The sequence below is a fragment of the Marinilactibacillus sp. GCM10026970 genome, assembly GCF_042660675.1.
In the GTDB taxonomy this organism is placed as follows: Bacteria; Bacillota; Bacilli; order Lactobacillales; family Carnobacteriaceae_A; genus Marinilactibacillus.
This window is the reverse complement of the sequence record NZ_JBHSUL010000035.1, coordinates 41641-59572: the sequence shown is the minus strand read 5'-3', so window position 1 is coordinate 59572 and position 17932 is coordinate 41641. Positions and strand designations below refer to the sequence as shown.

20 protein-coding genes are annotated in these 17932 nt (G+C 36.7%); all 20 read left to right on the top strand.

Translation table 11 applies throughout. The features are described from left to right. Positions 1–7: 7 nt before the first annotated feature. The 20 genes from flgK (at position 8) to ACFP65_RS11955 (ending at position 17922) form a co-directional block, all read left to right on the top strand. On the top strand, positions 8–1498 hold the full coding sequence (flgK, locus tag ACFP65_RS12050) for a flagellar hook-associated protein FlgK (RefSeq protein ID WP_379918943.1): 1491 nt from the start codon (positions 8–10) through the stop codon (positions 1496–1498). Positions 1499–1501: 3 nt separating this feature from the next. Next, the gene (flgL, locus tag ACFP65_RS12045; protein ID WP_379918941.1) at positions 1502–2416 is read left to right on the top strand and encodes a flagellar hook-associated protein FlgL; all 915 of its coding nucleotides are present in this window, start codon (positions 1502–1504) and stop codon (positions 2414–2416) included. 147 nt (positions 2417–2563) lie between these two features. Next, positions 2564–3799 carry an ISL3 family transposase gene (locus ACFP65_RS12040; RefSeq protein ID WP_379918939.1) on the top strand — a complete coding sequence of 412 codons (1236 nt, stop codon included), beginning with the start codon at positions 2564–2566 and terminating at the stop codon, positions 3797–3799. Positions 3800–3981: 182 nt separating this feature from the next. Beyond that, positions 3982–4836 (top strand): flagellin, encoded by an 855-nt coding sequence (locus ACFP65_RS12035; RefSeq protein WP_379918937.1) that lies wholly within the window; start codon positions 3982–3984, stop codon positions 4834–4836. A gap of 139 nt (positions 4837–4975) precedes the next feature. Further along, positions 4976–5368 (top strand): flagellar protein FlaG, encoded by a 393-nt coding sequence (locus tag ACFP65_RS12030; protein ID WP_379918935.1) that lies wholly within the window; start codon positions 4976–4978, stop codon positions 5366–5368. 4 nt (positions 5369–5372) lie between these two features. Beyond that, on the top strand, positions 5373–6809 hold the full coding sequence (gene fliD / locus ACFP65_RS12025; RefSeq protein WP_379918933.1) for a flagellar filament capping protein FliD: 1437 nt from the start codon (positions 5373–5375) through the stop codon (positions 6807–6809). Between the two features lie 17 nt (positions 6810–6826). After that, the gene (locus tag ACFP65_RS12020; protein WP_379918931.1) at positions 6827–7189 is read left to right on the top strand and encodes a hypothetical protein; all 363 of its coding nucleotides are present in this window, start codon (positions 6827–6829) and stop codon (positions 7187–7189) included. A 21-nt stretch (positions 7190–7210) separates the two neighbouring features. Then, positions 7211–7576: a flagellar export chaperone FliS gene (gene fliS / locus ACFP65_RS12015; RefSeq protein ID WP_379918929.1), complete on the top strand. Its 366-nt coding sequence runs from the start codon at positions 7211–7213 to the stop codon at positions 7574–7576. A 537-nt stretch (positions 7577–8113) separates the two neighbouring features. Continuing rightward, positions 8114–8491, top strand: coding sequence for a flagellar basal body rod protein FlgB (flgB, locus tag ACFP65_RS12010; protein WP_379918927.1), 378 nt, complete (start codon positions 8114–8116; stop codon positions 8489–8491). Between the two features lie 21 nt (positions 8492–8512). After that, the gene (flgC, locus tag ACFP65_RS12005; protein WP_379918925.1) at positions 8513–8947 is read left to right on the top strand and encodes a flagellar basal body rod protein FlgC; all 435 of its coding nucleotides are present in this window, start codon (positions 8513–8515) and stop codon (positions 8945–8947) included. Between the two features lie 30 nt (positions 8948–8977). Then, on the top strand, positions 8978–9301 hold the full coding sequence (gene fliE, locus ACFP65_RS12000; RefSeq protein ID WP_379918923.1) for a flagellar hook-basal body complex protein FliE: 324 nt from the start codon (positions 8978–8980) through the stop codon (positions 9299–9301). 36 nt (positions 9302–9337) lie between these two features. Beyond that, positions 9338–10963, top strand: coding sequence for a flagellar basal-body MS-ring/collar protein FliF (gene fliF / locus ACFP65_RS11995; RefSeq protein WP_379918921.1), 1626 nt, complete (start codon positions 9338–9340; stop codon positions 10961–10963). 10 nt (positions 10964–10973) lie between these two features. Continuing rightward, a complete protein-coding gene (gene fliG / locus ACFP65_RS11990; protein ID WP_379918919.1) occupies positions 10974–12005 on the top strand; it encodes a flagellar motor switch protein FliG in 1032 nt (343 codons plus the stop codon). Next, entirely contained in the window at positions 11989–12753 is a 765-nt protein-coding gene (locus ACFP65_RS11985) for a FliH/SctL family protein (protein WP_379918917.1), read from the top strand. Before fliG ends, ACFP65_RS11985 begins: the two co-directional genes overlap by 17 nt. Further along, entirely contained in the window at positions 12750–14078 is a 1329-nt protein-coding gene (gene fliI, locus ACFP65_RS11980) for a flagellar protein export ATPase FliI (RefSeq protein WP_379918915.1), read from the top strand. The genes ACFP65_RS11985 and fliI overlap by 4 nt, the downstream gene beginning before the upstream one ends. Before the next feature lie 11 nt (positions 14079–14089). Beyond that, on the top strand, positions 14090–14545 hold the full coding sequence (gene fliJ / locus ACFP65_RS11975) for a flagellar export protein FliJ (RefSeq protein ID WP_379918913.1): 456 nt from the start codon (positions 14090–14092) through the stop codon (positions 14543–14545). A gap of 48 nt (positions 14546–14593) precedes the next feature. Next, entirely contained in the window at positions 14594–16087 is a 1494-nt protein-coding gene (locus ACFP65_RS11970; RefSeq protein WP_379918911.1) for a flagellar hook-length control protein FliK, read from the top strand. 22 nt (positions 16088–16109) lie between these two features. Continuing rightward, a complete protein-coding gene (locus ACFP65_RS11965; protein WP_379918909.1) occupies positions 16110–16535 on the top strand; it encodes an FLgD tudor-like domain-containing protein in 426 nt (141 codons plus the stop codon). 1 nt (position 16536) lies between these two features. Beyond that, entirely contained in the window at positions 16537–16932 is a 396-nt protein-coding gene (locus tag ACFP65_RS11960) for a flagellar biosynthesis protein (protein WP_379918907.1), read from the top strand. Positions 16933–17037: 105 nt separating this feature from the next. Then, on the top strand, positions 17038–17922 hold the full coding sequence (locus ACFP65_RS11955; RefSeq protein WP_379918905.1) for a flagellar hook-basal body complex protein: 885 nt from the start codon (positions 17038–17040) through the stop codon (positions 17920–17922). Positions 17923–17932 lie beyond the last annotated feature (10 nt).

Here is a 17932-nt window from a genome sequence, read left to right as displayed (position 1 = left end):
CATACAGATGTCAGGATTATTTGGTACATTAAACACGGCAACAAGCGGATTGAAAGCTCAACAGAATGCACTACAAACGATTGGACATAACGTTTCCAATATCAATACGCCGGGTTACTCAAGACAGCGTGTAAACTTACAGACAAATATTGCTCAGCAATTACCGGGTATTGGTCAAGTTGGAACGGGCGTACAAGTCGGTAGTATTTCACGTATGCAAGATCAATTCATCAACAATCAATTGATGAATGGCTATTCTACGACAGGTAAACATCAGTCACTGTCTGATACGATAGGTCAACTAGAAGCAACTTTCAATGAACCATCTGCCACAGGGCTTGCGAATCAAATATCAGAAGTATTTAATGCATGGACTTACTTAGCGTCTAACCCGGAACAAGCCGCTTCCAAAACGATGCTCGTTCAAACAAGTGAAACCTTTGTAGATACAGTAAAACATATGTCTAATGCAATGGATGCTCTGAAGAGAGATACCATTCAAGGACTTGACAAATCTGCGCTTGATGCAAACTCTACTTTGAAACAACTTGAAGACTTGAACCAGCAAATCTGGCAAGCTTCCGTTAGAGGATTTGCACCTAATGATTTACTAGATTCACAAGATCAGCTTGTCAATAAATTGGCAAGTCAAGGGAACATTACGGTTGAACGTGATAAGTATAACCGAGTAGCTATTTCCATGGATGGCCAAAATCTTTTGGATGCCAATTCACGTAAAGAGATTCAAACAGTAACAAGTATGAATGATGCAGGACGTCCTGTATTAACTGATGGGACAGTACTTGAAGTGGAGGCCGAAGTTGGACAATTTGTACTGAAATCTGGTGCAGACGGAGCAGCAACCTTTAGCCCGATCAATTTAGAATCTGGTGCAGTAAAAGGTACACAAGAAGCACTTTCAGTCATTACTGATATGCAAAAAGACTTAAATGAATTTGTCTTTAGTTTTGCGAATGCAGTGAATACGATTCATAGTAACGGTGGAGATGGTAGAAACTTCTTTACTGTGACTGAAGTAAATGCTTCTTCAACTATTCAAATCAACCAAGAAATTAGAAATGATAATAATCTTGTTGTAACTGGAAAATCACTAGATAATACAATTGCTGGTGATGGCTCTAGAGCTCAATTGATATCTAGTTTAAAAAACACACCGATTCCAAATGGTGATGAATGGTTTAAACCGGAAAGTATGACAGTTGAACCAGGAAGTGGTAGTAACTCAACACTTTTCAGTAAATATAATAGTATGGTAACCAATATGGGGATCATTAAACAACAGTCAGATAATATGTTAGATACACAAGAAGGGTTGATGGCTTTACTGGAACAACGTCGTGAATCTGTATCGGGTGTCGATATCAACGATGAAGTTGTTGATATGATCAAATATTCTAGTGCTTTCCAAGCAAATTCAAGAGTGCTTCAAACGTTATCAGATATGTTAGATACCTTAATTAACCGAACTGGGGTGTAATCAATGAGAGTAACCAATTCTTTAATGTCTAAAAACTTTATGCGTAACTTAAATAACAACATGAAAAATGTTTATAAGTATCAAGAACAACTCTCTACAATGCAACAAGTTAGTCGACCAAGTGGTGATCCATTGAAAGTATCCAAAGTACTGGACTTGAATAATGAAATTAAGCAAAATGATGAGTATAAATCCACTATTAATGACTCGATTGACTTTGCGAATGTCCAAGACTCTGCACTAGCAAACGCAACGACTTCTATTCAACGGATTTATACTTTGACTCAACAGGCAGCTAATGGAACATATAATCACGAGGATAGACAGTCCATCAAAGCAGAAGTAGAAAATGAAATCGATACATTGATGGATTCATTTAACACCAGTTTTGGTGGGAAATATATTTTTGCAGGGAATAACTCCACAACTAAACCGTTTGTAAAAGAAGCTTCAGTTGAAGGAGAAATGCCCAAAGTAACATACAAAGGAACATCAGATAATACTTCTAAAGAAATTGCACGTGGAGTTGCCGTTGAGATGAAAACTGACGGAAGTGTACTAATGAATACTCAGGAAGAAAGCAGTGACTTAGGAACATTATTTAACGACTTATTAGTTGCCTTGGATAGTGATGATACTGAAAAATTGGGTGGAAGCATTCTAAATAACGTCGATAAGCAAATTAATAATATCGTTAATTTGCGTACAAATATTGGGGCAACTCAAAACCGTTTAGTAGCTGCAAAAGATCGTAATGAATCAGAATATCTTAATTTAAAGACAACTTATTCAAATACACAAGACATTGATTTAGCAGAAACCTATATGAAATACTCTATGGAGATGGTTTCTTATGAAGCTTCTTTACAGATGGGTACAAAGATTTTACAGAATAATTTACTTGATTACATTAGATAGCTTTGATTTGAAACTACTCGACAAAAAGGGTTCTATAATATTTAGTGTTGGTGAGAATTCGCCAACACTATTTTTATGTAAAATGAAACAAGCGAGATTCTCTGATAGACTGTAGTTACCACACCAAATCTATAGGAGGAATCTTGCTTGCTTGAATCTTATGATATCAAAAAAATACTTCATATCCAAGATGAATCGATCACATTGACTCAGATTGATCGTCAAACCCTTAAAGGTGTTTTAACCAATATTGTCAGGGGGACGATCACTTATACACCCAACTATTGCCCTAAGTGCGGTGTTAAGAACGTTGATTACACGATTATTAAGCATGGAACCAAGCTAACTAAACATGTTTGGAATAAAGTAGCTGGGTATCCGACGCGCCTTTATTTAAAGAAACAACGTTTCTTTTGTAAGTCCTGTATGCAAACCTTTTCCGCTCATTCCTCAGAAGTCGAAGAACATTGCTTTATTTCTAAGAAAGTAAAGCAACACATTGGCTTTCAATCTAGAGAAGATCTTTCGATGAAGTATATAGCAGAAGAACATACAGTGTCACCTTCTACCGTTAAGCGAGTCATTTGCACGTTTGCCCAAGCCTATTACCCTGACTTTCAATCTTTACCGCCTTGTTTGCTTTTCGATGAATTCAACTCAGTCAAAAATGTGAAAGGTTCGATGAGCTTCATTTACGCCGATGGCGATACACATGAGGTCATTGATGTCCTTCCTGATAGAAGAAAAACTTATCTCAAACTTCACTTTCAAAAGTATCCGCTAAAAGTGAGAGAGCAGGTAAAACTTGTCGTGATTGATATGAACGCAGCTTATGAGTTCTTTATAAGAGAGCTTTTTCCAAATGCAAAAATCATTATTGATCGCTTTCACATCATTCAGTTGATCAATCGTTCTTTAGATAGAATCAGGGTCAAAGTGATGAAACAATATAACCGTTCTAGCTATCCGTATAAAGGGATCTACAATAAATTCAAGAATCATTGGCGCCTTCTATTAAAAGAGGAACGAGCACTGTCGAGTACAAATTATAAGCACTATACTTGTTTTGGACAAACCACCCAACAACACGTCGTTGATACACTACTCAGCTTTAGTAGCGAACTAGGAGAAAGTTATCGTTTCTATCAAGATCTTTTGCATGCTTTAAAAACGAAAAACTACAGCCAATTTCAAAACACATTAAAACAGACTACTTTTGACTATCACAATACAATGAGAATCAGTCAGCGAACATTACATTATCACTTAAAAGAAGGTCATATAGAAACAGCGTTTCTATATCGCTATTCCAATGGTCCGCTAGAAGGCTCTGATAACAAGGTGAAAAATATTAAACGTACAGCTTATGGCTTTATCAAATAGATCGATAAAGCTTCTTAAAGGTAACTAACGGTACAACACTATTTGACACAGAGCCACAAAAAGTTGAGTAGTTTTTTATTTTATTTTACTTTTTAGGGTTAACAATATTTGTATGCTTCCGATACTATAATTAGAAGGCGATAACGTCTTAAAAACACACAAACACATTGGAGGAAATTAACATGCGTATTAATACTAACACTGCAGCGATGAATACATACTCTCGCTTAACATCAGCAAACGGAGCTAAAAGTAATTCACTAGCTAAACTATCTTCAGGACTTAGAATCAACAAAGCTGGCGATGATGCTGCAGGACTTTCAATCTCGGAAAAAATGAAAAATCAAATTTCTGGTTTGAACCAAGCTACTCGTAATGCTCAAGATGGAATTTCTCTTATTCAAACAGCAGAAGGTGCTCTTAACGAAACTCACTCAATCTTAAATCGTATGCGTGATCTTTCTGTACAGGCTGGTAATGGAACTAACAGCGCTGACGATTTGTCTGCAATTCAAGATGAATTGACTGCTTTGACAACAGAAATTGACAGAATCGCTGAAACTACTCAGTTCAATACAAAAAAACTTCTTTCTAGTGAGTCAGAAGATGTTACTTTACAAATTGGAGCAAACACTAGTGATGAAGATAAAATTACTGTATCTCTGAAAGATATGTCTTCAACTGGTTTAGAGATTGCTGCTGAAGATATTGAGCTAGTAGATGCTTCTGATGTCGATAATATTACTGTCAATGCAGATGCTGCTAATGCGTTAACTGATAAACTTGATGCTGCTATTACTACAGTTTCAAAACAACGTTCTGAATTAGGTGCTACTCAAAACCGTTTAGACCACACAATCAACAACTTAACTACTACTAAAGAAAACCTAGCTGAAGCTAACTCACGTATCCGTGACGTTGACATGGCTGAAGAAATGATGTCATTCACTAAATCTAACATCCTTTCTCAAGCTTCAACTGCGATGCTTGCTCAAGCTAACCAAATGCCACAAGGTGTTTTACAACTATTGGGTTAATCTTAATAGAACAATTAGATTTAATATGGAACCGGAGCTGGTTTTCCAGCTTCGGTTTTATTTTACATATATAATAATGCTTTTTTTAGTTTCTTAAGAACAAGTTGAGTTTATTTATTTGATATTAGGAGTTGTGAAGATGAATCAACGTATTAATTCACAAAATACAATCAAGACTGTCGATAGAGTTTTACAACATAGTAAAAGTACGATATCCTTATACGGTAATTCATATGTAGATCCTATCCAACCAGTAAGAGAAATTAGAAGAACCGATCAGCAAGAAGACATCGTTAAAAAACCACCAACAGAGAGAGAAATCAATCAGTGGATACTTGAAGCAGAAGATGTCATGCAAAGAGTTAATACACAACTCTCTTTCAGAAAACATGATGGTACTGGGCGTATATTGGTTGAATTAGTAGATAATAATACTAGAGAAGTTTTAAGAGAGATTCCACCTGAAAAAATGCTAGATATAATTGCTGGTATTTGGGAATGGTCGGGACTTATTGTAGATAGAATGGAGTGACAATATGAGTGGTATGAACGTAATGGGGCTATACTCTGGTATTGATATGACCACAGTGGAGCAATTGATACAAGCAGAATCATCTAGAGGGGTAAAGTTTACAAACCAAAAAGATAAATACCAGAAACAACAAACTGCTTGGAAAGATGTCAATGGCCGTTTAGATAACCTTTATACGAAACTGGATAATTTAAAGAAACCAGATACTTTTAATTCGAAAACTGTTACAGTTTCTAGTGATAAAAATATCTCAGCTACTGCTAAGAGTACAGCTACTACTGGAGATTATGAGCTAAAAGTCTTACAACTGGCTACTAGTACACGTATAACAGGTGGAGAACTTGGCATAGAATCACTTAACGATCAGATGGGTATCGAAAGCAATTTAATAATTGATACGGGTACACTTGGAGAAAACGATTCTTCAAGCACTACTAAATTTGAAATAGAAATTAAAGCTGAAGATAGCTTGAAAGATATTCGTGACAAAATCAATGAGCAAAGTGAAAAATCAAAAATTAAAGCTAGCATAGTCGATAATCGTTTGATCTTGACTCATACAGATTCAGGTGAGAAGACTTTATCCGTTATTGGTGAAGCTGCTTCGGATCTTGGATTTGGTACTGATGTCGCTTCTGTAAAAATAGGACAACAAGCTGAGTTTGAAATTGATGGTCTTAACATAAAAAAAGATAGCAATACAATTACAGACGTTTTAGATGGGGTTACCTTAAATCTTCAAAAAGTACATGGTTTAGATGAGTCGGATAGAATCTCAATTACAAATAATACTGACAAGGCAGCAGATACCATGAAAGAGTTGGTGGATCAGTATAATTCTTTGAATTCCTTTATAGACCAACAAACTTCAGTTGGTGATCCTTCTGCTGAAAATAATAAGACTGGTACATTGGTTGGAGATAGCTCATTAGCTCGATTACAGTCAAGTTTAAGAAGTATGTTTACCAGAAACATGAGTACTTCTTCAGAGTCCGTCAAAAACTTACAAGATTTAGGAGTAGAGATCGATCGTTATGGTAAAGCATCTTTCGATAGGGCGAAATTCACAGAAACACTTGAAAAGAATCCGAGCGATGTAGAAAAGTTCTTTCATAGTTCTGAAAGAGTTACAAATACCGTCACCGATACTGAAGGTGTAGAAATAACAAAAACTGAAACAAAATTAAGTGGATTTGCCAATTCAGCACGTTCTCTAGTGAACGAATATATTTCTAGTTCATCAGGAATTATCAAAACTAAAAATGATACGTATGATCGTCTGATCAAAGATGTGAATCAGCGTATTGAGACATTTAATAAACGCATAGAAACTAAGCGTGAGCAGTATATTAAACAGTTTACTGCGCTTGATACAGCAATGATGCAAGCTGAATCACAACTCCAATTTATGATGGGACAAATGGGCGGAAACGATAAGTAAGACTGAAAGGAAATGTCATGGTACTACAATGTCAATTGCTGCAAAAAAAGAAAGCAACACTTCTTAAAATGTATAATGCTTACGAGTCTTTTAATGATACGATTGACTCCGCAATTTCTATTCTTTCTGAAGTAGAAGTGTTCATTCAAGAGATGAATGAACTAGATAAGCAACTTTCAGAATCAGAAATTCAGACATTTTCGGATGATTATCGGGATGTCTGGAAAGAAGTTATTGTAAAGCACAAAGAACTAATCACACTAATTGCAACTGAAAATCAAACAGTAAAAGGTCAGATGAATCAAGTGAACAAGAAAAACCAGATGATCAACGGGTATATGGATCAGAATCAGTCAATGTTTCTGGACAGACAGGCTTAATAGAAGACAAGGAGTATGAACATGGGTTACGGTAATGCGTCAAATGTCTATAAAACAAATCAAATTCAAACAGCTTCTCCTAAACAATTGGTTGTTTTGCTTTACGAAGGCGCAATCAAAAATATCCGACTAGCTGAGCTAGCTCTAGAAAACAAAGATAATGAAAAGATCAATCGTCATTTGATTAAAGCACAAGATATAGTGGCTGAATTATTAAATTCCTTGAATCATCAAGGTGGAGAGAACCACATAGCTAGTGAACTTGAAACTCTCTATGAGTATTTATTGAATGAATTACTCCAAGCAAATCTAAAAAAAGATTCTGAAAAAATGAGTGGAGCTAGATCAATATTAAGCGAATTACTAGAAGCTTGGGCCAGCATTTAATTGCTGGTCTTTTTATATGTGTAAGGGCATTCTAAAGTCTTAAAGAAAAATGTATAAAAATTAACAAAAATATTACTAGTTTTAAATAGGAATTTTACATTTAAAACAGTTCAGAAGTTGTACAAAAATAGATTTATTAGATAACAATATCAATCTATAAGTAATGAAATCGATTTAATATTTCTGTTCACAAAACTGTCATTTGTTTACATAATGACAAAAATAATGTGTAAAAAGCGCTTGACATTAACATCAATTTAACTATAGAGGTACGCAACTAGTGCATCTGGTGTCAGATAACCATTGGTATGATAAGGGTTAACTAATATTCGGGTTTTGACATATGAAAAAAGAAATTCATCTCGAATCTTTTATTTCAACCAAATGTTCACAATTACATTTCAAATATAAACATAACAAAAAAATTAAGATTGAAACTTTTTCAAGACTAATTTAAACTTATAAATGTTGGATATTTAAACAAAATTTCGAGTTTATACACATACCAAGATTTTTATTAGTAGCGGAGGTAATCAGATGGAATACAAGAACATTTCTTTATTGAATAGAGCACTGGATGCAACAAATATGAGACAAGAAACCGTCTCTAGCAATATTGCGAATGTTAACACTCCAGGTTATAAAGCAAAACGCGTAGAATTTGAATCCGTTCTTCAGCAAGCCATGGACGGTACCGGACTCAGAAAAACCAATGAACGTCACTTTGGTGTCTCTGGTCATAATGATGTTACAGCAAAGATAAAAGCACAAGAAGGTAATCGAGTAGGAGAGAATGGCAACAATGTAGCAATTGATACAGAAATGGCAGAATTAGCTGCGAACTCGATTCATTACCAAGCTCTCGTATCTCAAACAAGTGCTCAATATAATATGCTTAGATCTGTATTAAGATAATAGAAGGAGTTGGAATTATCAGTGTCAATTTTTGATGGAATGCGTATTAATGCAAGCGGGTTAACGCTTGAACGATTCAAGTTAGATACAATCTCAACAAACATCGCCAATGTAAATACAACAAGAACAGAAAATGGCGAAGGACCTTACATAAAACAACAAGTAGAATTTGAAGAAAGTCTTAAAACACAGACATCTGGCTTCACTGGTGACGTGAATACAAGTAGCGCTGGTGTCCGAGTCACAGGTGTTACTGCAGACCAAGATAATATCAAGATGGTATTCGAGCCAGAACATCCTGATGCGGATGAATTAGGCTATGTTGCCTATCCTAATGTGGACATGGCAGATGAAATGGTGGAAATGATGACGGCTATGAGAACCTACGATGCCAATGTTACAGCTATGAATAATAATAAAGACTTACTGAAACGTGCACTAGAAATTGGAAAATAATAAATAATTCAGATTGAAAGGAAGCATAGAATGTCAGGAATGAATGGAATTAATCAATTATACTCAAATGCATTAACTGAAATGAATGGAACAATAGGGACTAATCAAAAAGGGGGCGTGGTAAAAGGAGAAAGCGATCCTTTTTCAAACGTCTTTTCTAATGCTTTACAATCCTTAGAAAATAAACAAGTTGAATCTACTCAAGCTGTAGAAGCACTCGTTGATGGAACAGCGGACGACTTGCATACAGTTATGATCAAAACAACGGAAGCACAGCTTTCTTTAGAAGTTGCTGTTCAATTTAGAAATAGAGCACTTGAAGCATATAACGAAATCAAAAATATGCAGTTCTAAGTTAGAACCAGCAGCTGTTAAAGGGAGTATGCGTTTATGGACAAGGTAAAAGATATATGGGGTAACTTACAAAGTGGCTGGATGAACCTTGAAGCTACAAAAAGAAAAAGACTGATTATGTTAATTGTAGTTGCAGTGATTGTACTTGCTGGTGTTGCTTACATATCTCAAAGGAAGCAGTACACCGTTCTATTTTCGAATATGGAAGAAGCAGATGCGGGTGCTATTGTTGAGGATCTTGAGTCGCAAGGAATTCTCTATAAATTGGAGAACGGCGGAACTACGATTTTAATTGATGAAAAACAGGTCGATCAATATCGTATTGAGATCGCAACGAATGGCCTAATGCCTAAAAGTTCTACTGGATTCGAAATTTTCGATGACACAAGTATGATGGCAACAGATCAAGACCGCGAAATTATGTATCAAAGAGCTGTAACAGGAGAGTTAGAACGTTCTATTTCTTCTTTACAACAAGTAGAAGCAGCTAAAGTGATGCTATCGATACCAGAAGACAGTATCTTTCAAAATCCAGAATATAAGAGTGAAGCTTCTGCTTCTATTGTGCTTCAGACTAGAGGCGCGAATCAATTAACGACTCAAAATATTCAGGGAATTGCTTCTTTAGTTGCCGGTGCAGTTGATGGACTACCCGTAAGCAACATACAGATTGTAGACTCAAATGGAAACTTGTTAAGTGGATTCTTACAAGATGGAGAGAATGCGATTGGCGCTACAGATATTTCCAACCAGCAGCTATCTGTACAAAAGAGCTATGAGCAAGATCTTGAAAAACGAATCAATGAATTATTAGCGCCAGTTTATGGTCCAAATAATATCCGTGTAGTTGTCAATGCTTCAATGAATTTCGATGCAGTTGAAGGGGAGACAGTGACTTATACAGCTCCTATGGTTGATCCAGAGAGTGAAGAAGCTCCGGACCGAGAAGGACTAATTAGAAGTCAAACGGAAAATTATAACGGTGCAAGCGAAATGCTACAAGGTCTTATAGAAGAAGGAGAACTTCCCGTTGCAGAAGATGGCGACGGAGAAAATCAACAAAATGCTTCTCTAGACCGTACGATCAATTATGAGTTAGATCAAAATTCTGAACGATACGTGAGAGCCCCTGGTGTCATTGAAACAGTAGATGCTTCAATTATCATTAACCAAACGGGTGATACGGTCATTGCCCAGAATCAAATTGTTCCGATTGTAAGACGTGCTTTAGGACTAGACACTCAAGATAGTGCAATTCGTGGAGACGTTACAGTAGAGTCAATGGCTTTTGTGGGTAATGAAGAAGTACCTGTAATCAACACAGACATTATGGAAGATATTATGATCTTCTTTAGAAGATACTGGCCATTCATGGTTGGAAGTATCGTACTGCTTGTATTAGGCATTGCCATATTATCTATTCTGCGTAAAGGTCGAAAAGATGAATTTGATGAGTTTGAAGAAAGTTTCGAACCTCAACCAATGGTTCCAACTCAACCGGCTCAACCACTTCCTGTTGAACCAGAACCAATTGATTTAGATATTGAACGTAAAAAACAACAAAACAAAGTCATGAGTGATAAAGAAGACTTAGTAAGGGAAGAAGCAAAACAAAATCCTGAACTAGCGGCAGAATTAATGAAAATATGGTTAAAAGAATAGGAGGGGTAGAATGACAGAGGTTATTGATGATAAGAAAACCGTTCAACTAGATGGAATTAAGAAAGCGGCTATTTTCATGATTGCTTTAGGCCCCGAAACATCTGCACAAATTATGAAACAATTACCTGATGCCTACATTCAAAAAGTCAGTTATGAAATTGCCAATATTGATCATGTAAGTAGAGAAGATAGAGAAGCGATCGTGGATGAATTTCTTGAAATGTCTCAAGCAAGAGAGTATATACTTGATGGTGGTATTGATTACGCTAAAACTTTATTGAATAAAGCCTTGGGAACACAACGTGCAAAAGAAGTGATTGACATGCTGAACCAAATTCAATTAAGAGAGCGACCATTTAATATTGCTAGAAAAGCTGATCCTCAACAATTGACGAATCTACTGTTGGGCGAACAATCTCAGACAGTAGCTTTAATTCTTTGTTACATGCAGCCAGATAAAGCAGCTCAAATTTTGGTTCAGTTTCCTCAAGATAAGCAAACAGAAATAGCTGAACGAATTGGTACGATTAGTAATACCTCACCAGCTATTATTGAAAAGATTGAGAAAGTAATTGAGAGTAAGTTTTCTTCTTATGTTGAAAATGAAACCGAGAATGTAGGTGGCGTCAATACTTTGGTTGATATCTTGAATCAAGTTGGACGTACGACCGAGAAGACGATTGTAGCGGAACTAGAAGAAAGACAACCTACTTTGGCTGAGGAAGTCAAAGCGAGCCTATTCACATTCGAAGATATCGTTTCACTTCAAAAGAGCGATGTCCAAAAAGTTTTACGAGAAGTCAATCAAGACGATCTTATTCTTGCACTCAAAGGCGTTTCCGACGAGTTGCGTGACTTTATCTTTGATAATCTATCTGCTAGAGCTGTGGATACACTCAAAGAAGATATGCAGTTCCTTGGACCCGCAAGATTGTCTGCAGTCGAGGAAGCACAGCAGAAAATCGTTACCGTTATTCGTCGCTTAGACGAACAAGGGGAAGTATACATCATGAGGGGCGAACAAGATGCTATCGTCGAGTAGAATTATTAAATCTAAAAATAATATACAACAAGCGGAAGACGCTTGGGTTATCAATACAGTCTTAACCGATACTGAAGAGTATACGGATGAAGAATCAGATGCCTCAGAAGAGACACAAGAAGCACTATTAGAAAAAAAGAGAATCTTAAATCATGCCTACTCAAAAAAAGAAGAATTGCTTGAACAAGCTAAACAAGAAGCAGAAGCCATCAAGCAGCAAGCTTACCAAACAGCATTCCAGCAAGGACAGGAAGCTGGTTATCAAGAAGGCTATACTTTGGGTATGAAAGAAGGATTTGAACAAGGAAAGCAAGAAAGTGAAGCGTTGAAGCAAGAAGGTCGAGATTTAATTGTTCAGGCGCAATTTGAAGTTGAGCAATATAGTCAAGACAAAAAAGAAGATTTGCTTAAACTATCGGTTCATATGGCAGAAAAGATTGTTCATGAACAAATCAATCATAATGATGAAGGGATCTTATCTTTGATTCATCCCATACTACATCAACTAGATCGTGAAGAAGACTTTATCTCTATCACGGTCAATCCGGCAGTGAGAAATCAGATTCAAGCAAACTTAGCTAGTTTGAAGAATCAGTATACTGGCGTGCGTTTCGCCGTACTACAAGACAGTAGTATTGATCCAATCGGTTGTATTGTCGAAAGTGCACATAAAGTGATCGACTTGCAAATAACGGCTCAACTAGAATCTATGCTTAAAGAAATGAAAGAAACGGAGCGTAATGTTTGATGATCGATATCCCATTCAAACAATATCATGAGTCTATTGATAAAAATATGCATACCTTAAAGCAAGGTAAAGTAAGTCAGGTTATTGGTTTAATTATCAAAGTAGATGGACTAGATGCTTTTATCGGGGAAGTCTGCGAGATCAATATCAAGTCTACGGACAAGATCGTTTTAAGCGAAGTCGTTGGATTTGTAGACGAAACGGTACTGTTGATGCCACTTGACGAACTTGAAGGTATTGGACCGGGCTGTCTCGTTCGACCGACCAGAAAGACACTTAAAGTAGAAGTGTCTGATGACATGCTGGGTACAACCCTAGATGGTTTGGGGCGTCCGCTAACAGAGGCACGATTAACCGAAGGTAAAATGTATCAGGTTAATCGATCTTCTCCAGATCCTTTTAAGCGTAAAAAAATTAAAAATATTATGACCACTGGTGTTAAGGCAATCGATGGATTATTGACAGTAGGGGAAGGTCAGCGTATGGGCATCTTCGCAGGTTCTGGTGTAGGTAAATCTACACTACTTGGGATGATGGCTAAGTATTCTGATGCGGATGTTATCGTTATTGGATTGATTGGTGAGCGTGGCCGAGAAGTAATGGAATTCATCGAGAATGAGCTTGGCGAAGAAGGGTATGCCAAGTCCGTTGTTGTCTGTGCCACTTCTGATATGCCACCACTGGTTAGGTTAAAGGGCGCTTACGTGGCCACTGCAATTGCTGAATATTTCAGAGATCAAGGTAAGAAAGTCGTTTTGATGATGGATTCCGTTACGCGTGTAGCTATGGCTCAACGAGAGATTGGTCTGGCAACTGGTGAACCGCCTACGAGCAAAGGATATACTCCTTCTGTGTTCACAACATTACCGAAACTTCTTGAACGAAGTGGAACGTCTCAAAGTGGATCAATAACGGCTTTCTATACGGTTCTAGTAGAAGGTGACGATATGAATGAACCCATTGCCGATTCCGTTCGAGGTATCCTTGATGGTCATATCATTCTTTCAAGAAAAATCGCGTCAGAAAATCATTATCCAGCGATCGATATTCCAAATAGCTTAAGCCGTTTAATGAAAGAATTGGTTAGCCCAGAACAAGATGAACTTGCAGGCAAGTTACGAGAAAATTTGACTAGATATACAGATACCAAAGATTTAATCGACGTTGGAGCGTATCAAAAAGGCTCGAATCCTTTAGTTGATCAAGCCGTTCGTTTAAATAGACCGATAAAAGATTTTTTAAAGCAGAAAACAAAAGAATCTTATACATTTGATGAAACATTATCTGAGCTTAGCTCAGTATTCTCAGCTCACTCGATACGATAAGGAGAATGAATATGCAAGCCTATCAATTTTCAATGAGTAAGATTTTAGACTGGCGTGAAGATCTAGAAGAAGCTGCACAAAAAGAGGTCAAGTCTGTCGAAGTAAAGTTGATAAAAGAACAGCAACAGCTAGAAACCTTACTAAGAGATAGTCGTAAAATTAAAAGTGATAATCTTTTCAAGACTGATATTGATTCTGTTAAAAGACATAGTCTATACAAAGATCTGTTGGATGATAAAATCATTCAACAAAAAAACAGAATCCATCAAGTTGAAATAGAACTTGAAGCCGTCAGGGAGAAATTGAAATCAGCAAACAAAGATAAAAGAATGATGATCAAACTGGAAGAAAAAGAACGCCTCGTACATACAGAAGCCGAGAAAAAAGAAGAACAGAAACAACTAGACGAAATTTCTACTTTACAATTTGGTCGAAACCTCGCTCTTAACCCGAATTTAAGTATTTAAATTCAGGAAGAATGGATTTAAGATTACCCATTGAGAGGAGGTGAACACATGAACAGTCAAATTCAAGTTCAATTGATTCAAAATAGTGAATTGACCCAATCGAGTCAAATAGTTCAAGTTGATAGTCAGTTATTTGAATCCATGTTGAATCAGCAACAACCTAATAACCAACAGAATACCGAAGAAGGTTCAATCGAACAAAAAACGGATAAAGAAGAGTCAGTTTCTTTAGAAATCAAACGGTCAACTGATGAAGATACAGGTGAAGATACTCCTATAAATTTAGGACCATTTCTTCTAGAAATGATCAATCAAGAAACAGAAATCATTACTCAATTAGGTCTATCGACTGAAGAGTTAGACGCCACAATGAACAAAGTACTTAACGGTAACAAAGACTTGTCTCCAAAAGAGCAGAAAGTGATAGAGGCATTAATCAAACACTTGAAAGCTCCTGATACAGATGAACAAACTCAAATTCTAACTTCGATCCGCGATCAGGATAGTGACTTAAAACTTCAAAATCCTGTTTTTTATCAGAAACAAGTTTTAGACAACAAACATGGAAATTCAGAAGTGCTTTTAGAACAAAGCTTGTCAGAACAAGAACCTAAAGATCTAGAGAGATACTTAAATCAGTTAAATAGAAATACCTTTAAAGATCCTAAGCAATTGATTGAAAATCCTAAGTTGATCAAACCTGAAATACCATCTGAATTGTCTAGTGAGATGCCTGAAGCTCAATCGGTCTTAACTGATCATTCTGCTTTTACTTTAGAAAAGGTACTTCCAAATCTAAACTCTGAAACGATGGTAAAAGAAAAATCTTTATTACAGACTACTCAACTAGTGGGTCATTTCGATGAATCTGAACGTTCTATTGAAACAAGTACAGAAAGTATTAGTGCAACAAGTAAACCAGTGACTAATTTACGCCCGGTATCTAATACGCTAATGAGTAATAGTAATGAATCTGAATCATCTCTTGAAACAAAATCAACAGTTGTCGAAACAATGAATAACTCTATTTTATACTCTCGCCTAGTACCAGAACCACTTGATACGATTACTACAGCTAATCAGGTGATTGAGAAGAAAGAACTGGACGTTATCAAAAGCATGATAACAGAGAAAATTCAAAACCCCGGAAAAACTGAAACCCTTAGATCAACAATCAAACTAACTCCGGAAACGCTTGGAAAAGTCACGGTTGAGATCGAAATGGTCGATAATAAATTGGTTGGTCGATTGATCGTTGCAACAAATGAAGCGAAATTGTTAGTTGAACAGCAATTGAAATCTCAAACGTTAATCCAACCTGGTCAGGCTGTGCAATTAGAAAAAGTAGAAGTATCCGTAATGCCCGTCCAAAATACATTTGATGCAGCTTTCAATTTCTCAGATCAACAACAAAGTTCTCATTTTTCACAGCCCATGAAAAACAAAAAAGGGTATACAGTTAAAGAGGAACAGGAATTAGAAGGAACAGAAACATTAGAGTTAGAACGAAATGGATCAGGTCGACTTAACGTAATGGCCTAACATATAGAAAGGAGCGAAAAATATGATCGTCCCTCCTCAAATGACGATTGGTTCACTGAACCAGATTACACCAGAAGCTGATACGAAACAGAATTCAGATTTAGATATGGAACAATTTCTAATGATTATCTCTAAAGCGATGAGTATGCCTTCACTTGACGGCGGTAGCGGCGGTGGTGGCAACGAAACTGACTATATTGGACAGATGGTCCAGTTTGGTATGTTGAACCAGATGCAAGAACTCACTGAAACAATGCAAACAACGATGTTGATGACCCAGCAGCAGCAAGCTTTAAGTATGGTAGGGAAAGAAGTGACACTAAAAACGGATGCAGACCAGCTTGTATCTGGAGCAGTCGAAAAAGTTCGATTCGACAATGGTTATGCGACCATTCAAGTTAATGGTGCACAGTATTCACTCAATAGTATCATCGAAGTAGGCGCATAAGATGATTGAAAAGTTACCGCATCGTTCTATTCAAAATAATTTTAATGAAAATAAAGTGAGCCATAAAACGCAAGCAGTTGATCGACAATTTGGGACATTTATAGAAGATGCTTTGAAAAAGGTTGACGGAGAAACTCGAGTAACCTTTTCCAATCATGCTCAGAAAAGACTAGATCAACATGGTTTCACTTTGAACGAACAAGATATGACTAGACTGGATGAAGCCGTTCAAACTTTAGCTGATAAAGGTTCCAAACAGTCACTGATTTTATATGATGATATGGCACTCATTGCAAGTATTCAAAATCGTAAAGTCATAACAGCTCTAAAGTCGAATGAAATGAACGAAGTGACCAATATAGATAGTGCCATTCAAGTCAAGAAAGAGAAGATATAGTAGCTGGACTGAAAAGAGGCTGCGCTCCATTGACCGACTGATATGGAGACTTCTGACAGACATATAATCAAAATAAAAACACAAGAAACAATAGGAGGAATTCAAATGTTAAAGTCATTGTACTCAGGTATTACAGGAATGAAAGGTCAACAAACTAAAATGGATGTTATCTCTAATAACATTGCAAACGTAAATACTATGGGATTCAAATCACAAAAAGTTACTTTCCAAGATATGATTTCACAGACAAACGCTTCTGCTCAAGGACCAAATGCAAACGGACGCGGTGGTATCAATGCGCAACAAGTTGGTCTTGGTACACAAGTTGCATCTACTGGTATGTTAATGCAAGGCGGATCACTACAATATTCAGGACGTAGCCTAGATTTTGCGATTCAAAATGGAGATAACTCATTTTTTATGGTTAGTGAAAATGGCGGAGCTGAGAGCGTTAGTTATACACGTGATGGAAATTTTTACCTAGATAACGGTGGAAATCTGACAACTGCAAATGGCTATAAAGTAATGGGTTATGTTGCACCAGCAAATACAACTGAAGCTGCGTACAGTCAAATTGAAGACTTTGAAAATGCACCAAAAAATCCAATAACAATCAATCAAACAATGGGGGACTTAACGTTACAAGACTATAACATTGATAATACAGGAACAATCAAAGCTACATACAGTGATGGAAATACTTACGTGCTAGGAAGGCTAGCTTTAACAAACTTTACTAACCCAGATGGTCTGGAAAAAACAGGAAACAATATGTACAACGCTACAAGTAACTCAGGTGCGCCTTCGGCAGGTGCTCCAGGAGAAGACGGATACGGTCTTGTTCGCTCAGGATTCAACGAAATGTCTAACGTTGACTTAGCAAGTGAATTCACAGAAATGATTGTAACGAGTAGAGCTTACCAAGCTAACTCTCGTAGTATTACAACTTCTGATGAAATGCTTCAAGAATTAATCAACCTTAAACGTTAATTTTAACTCG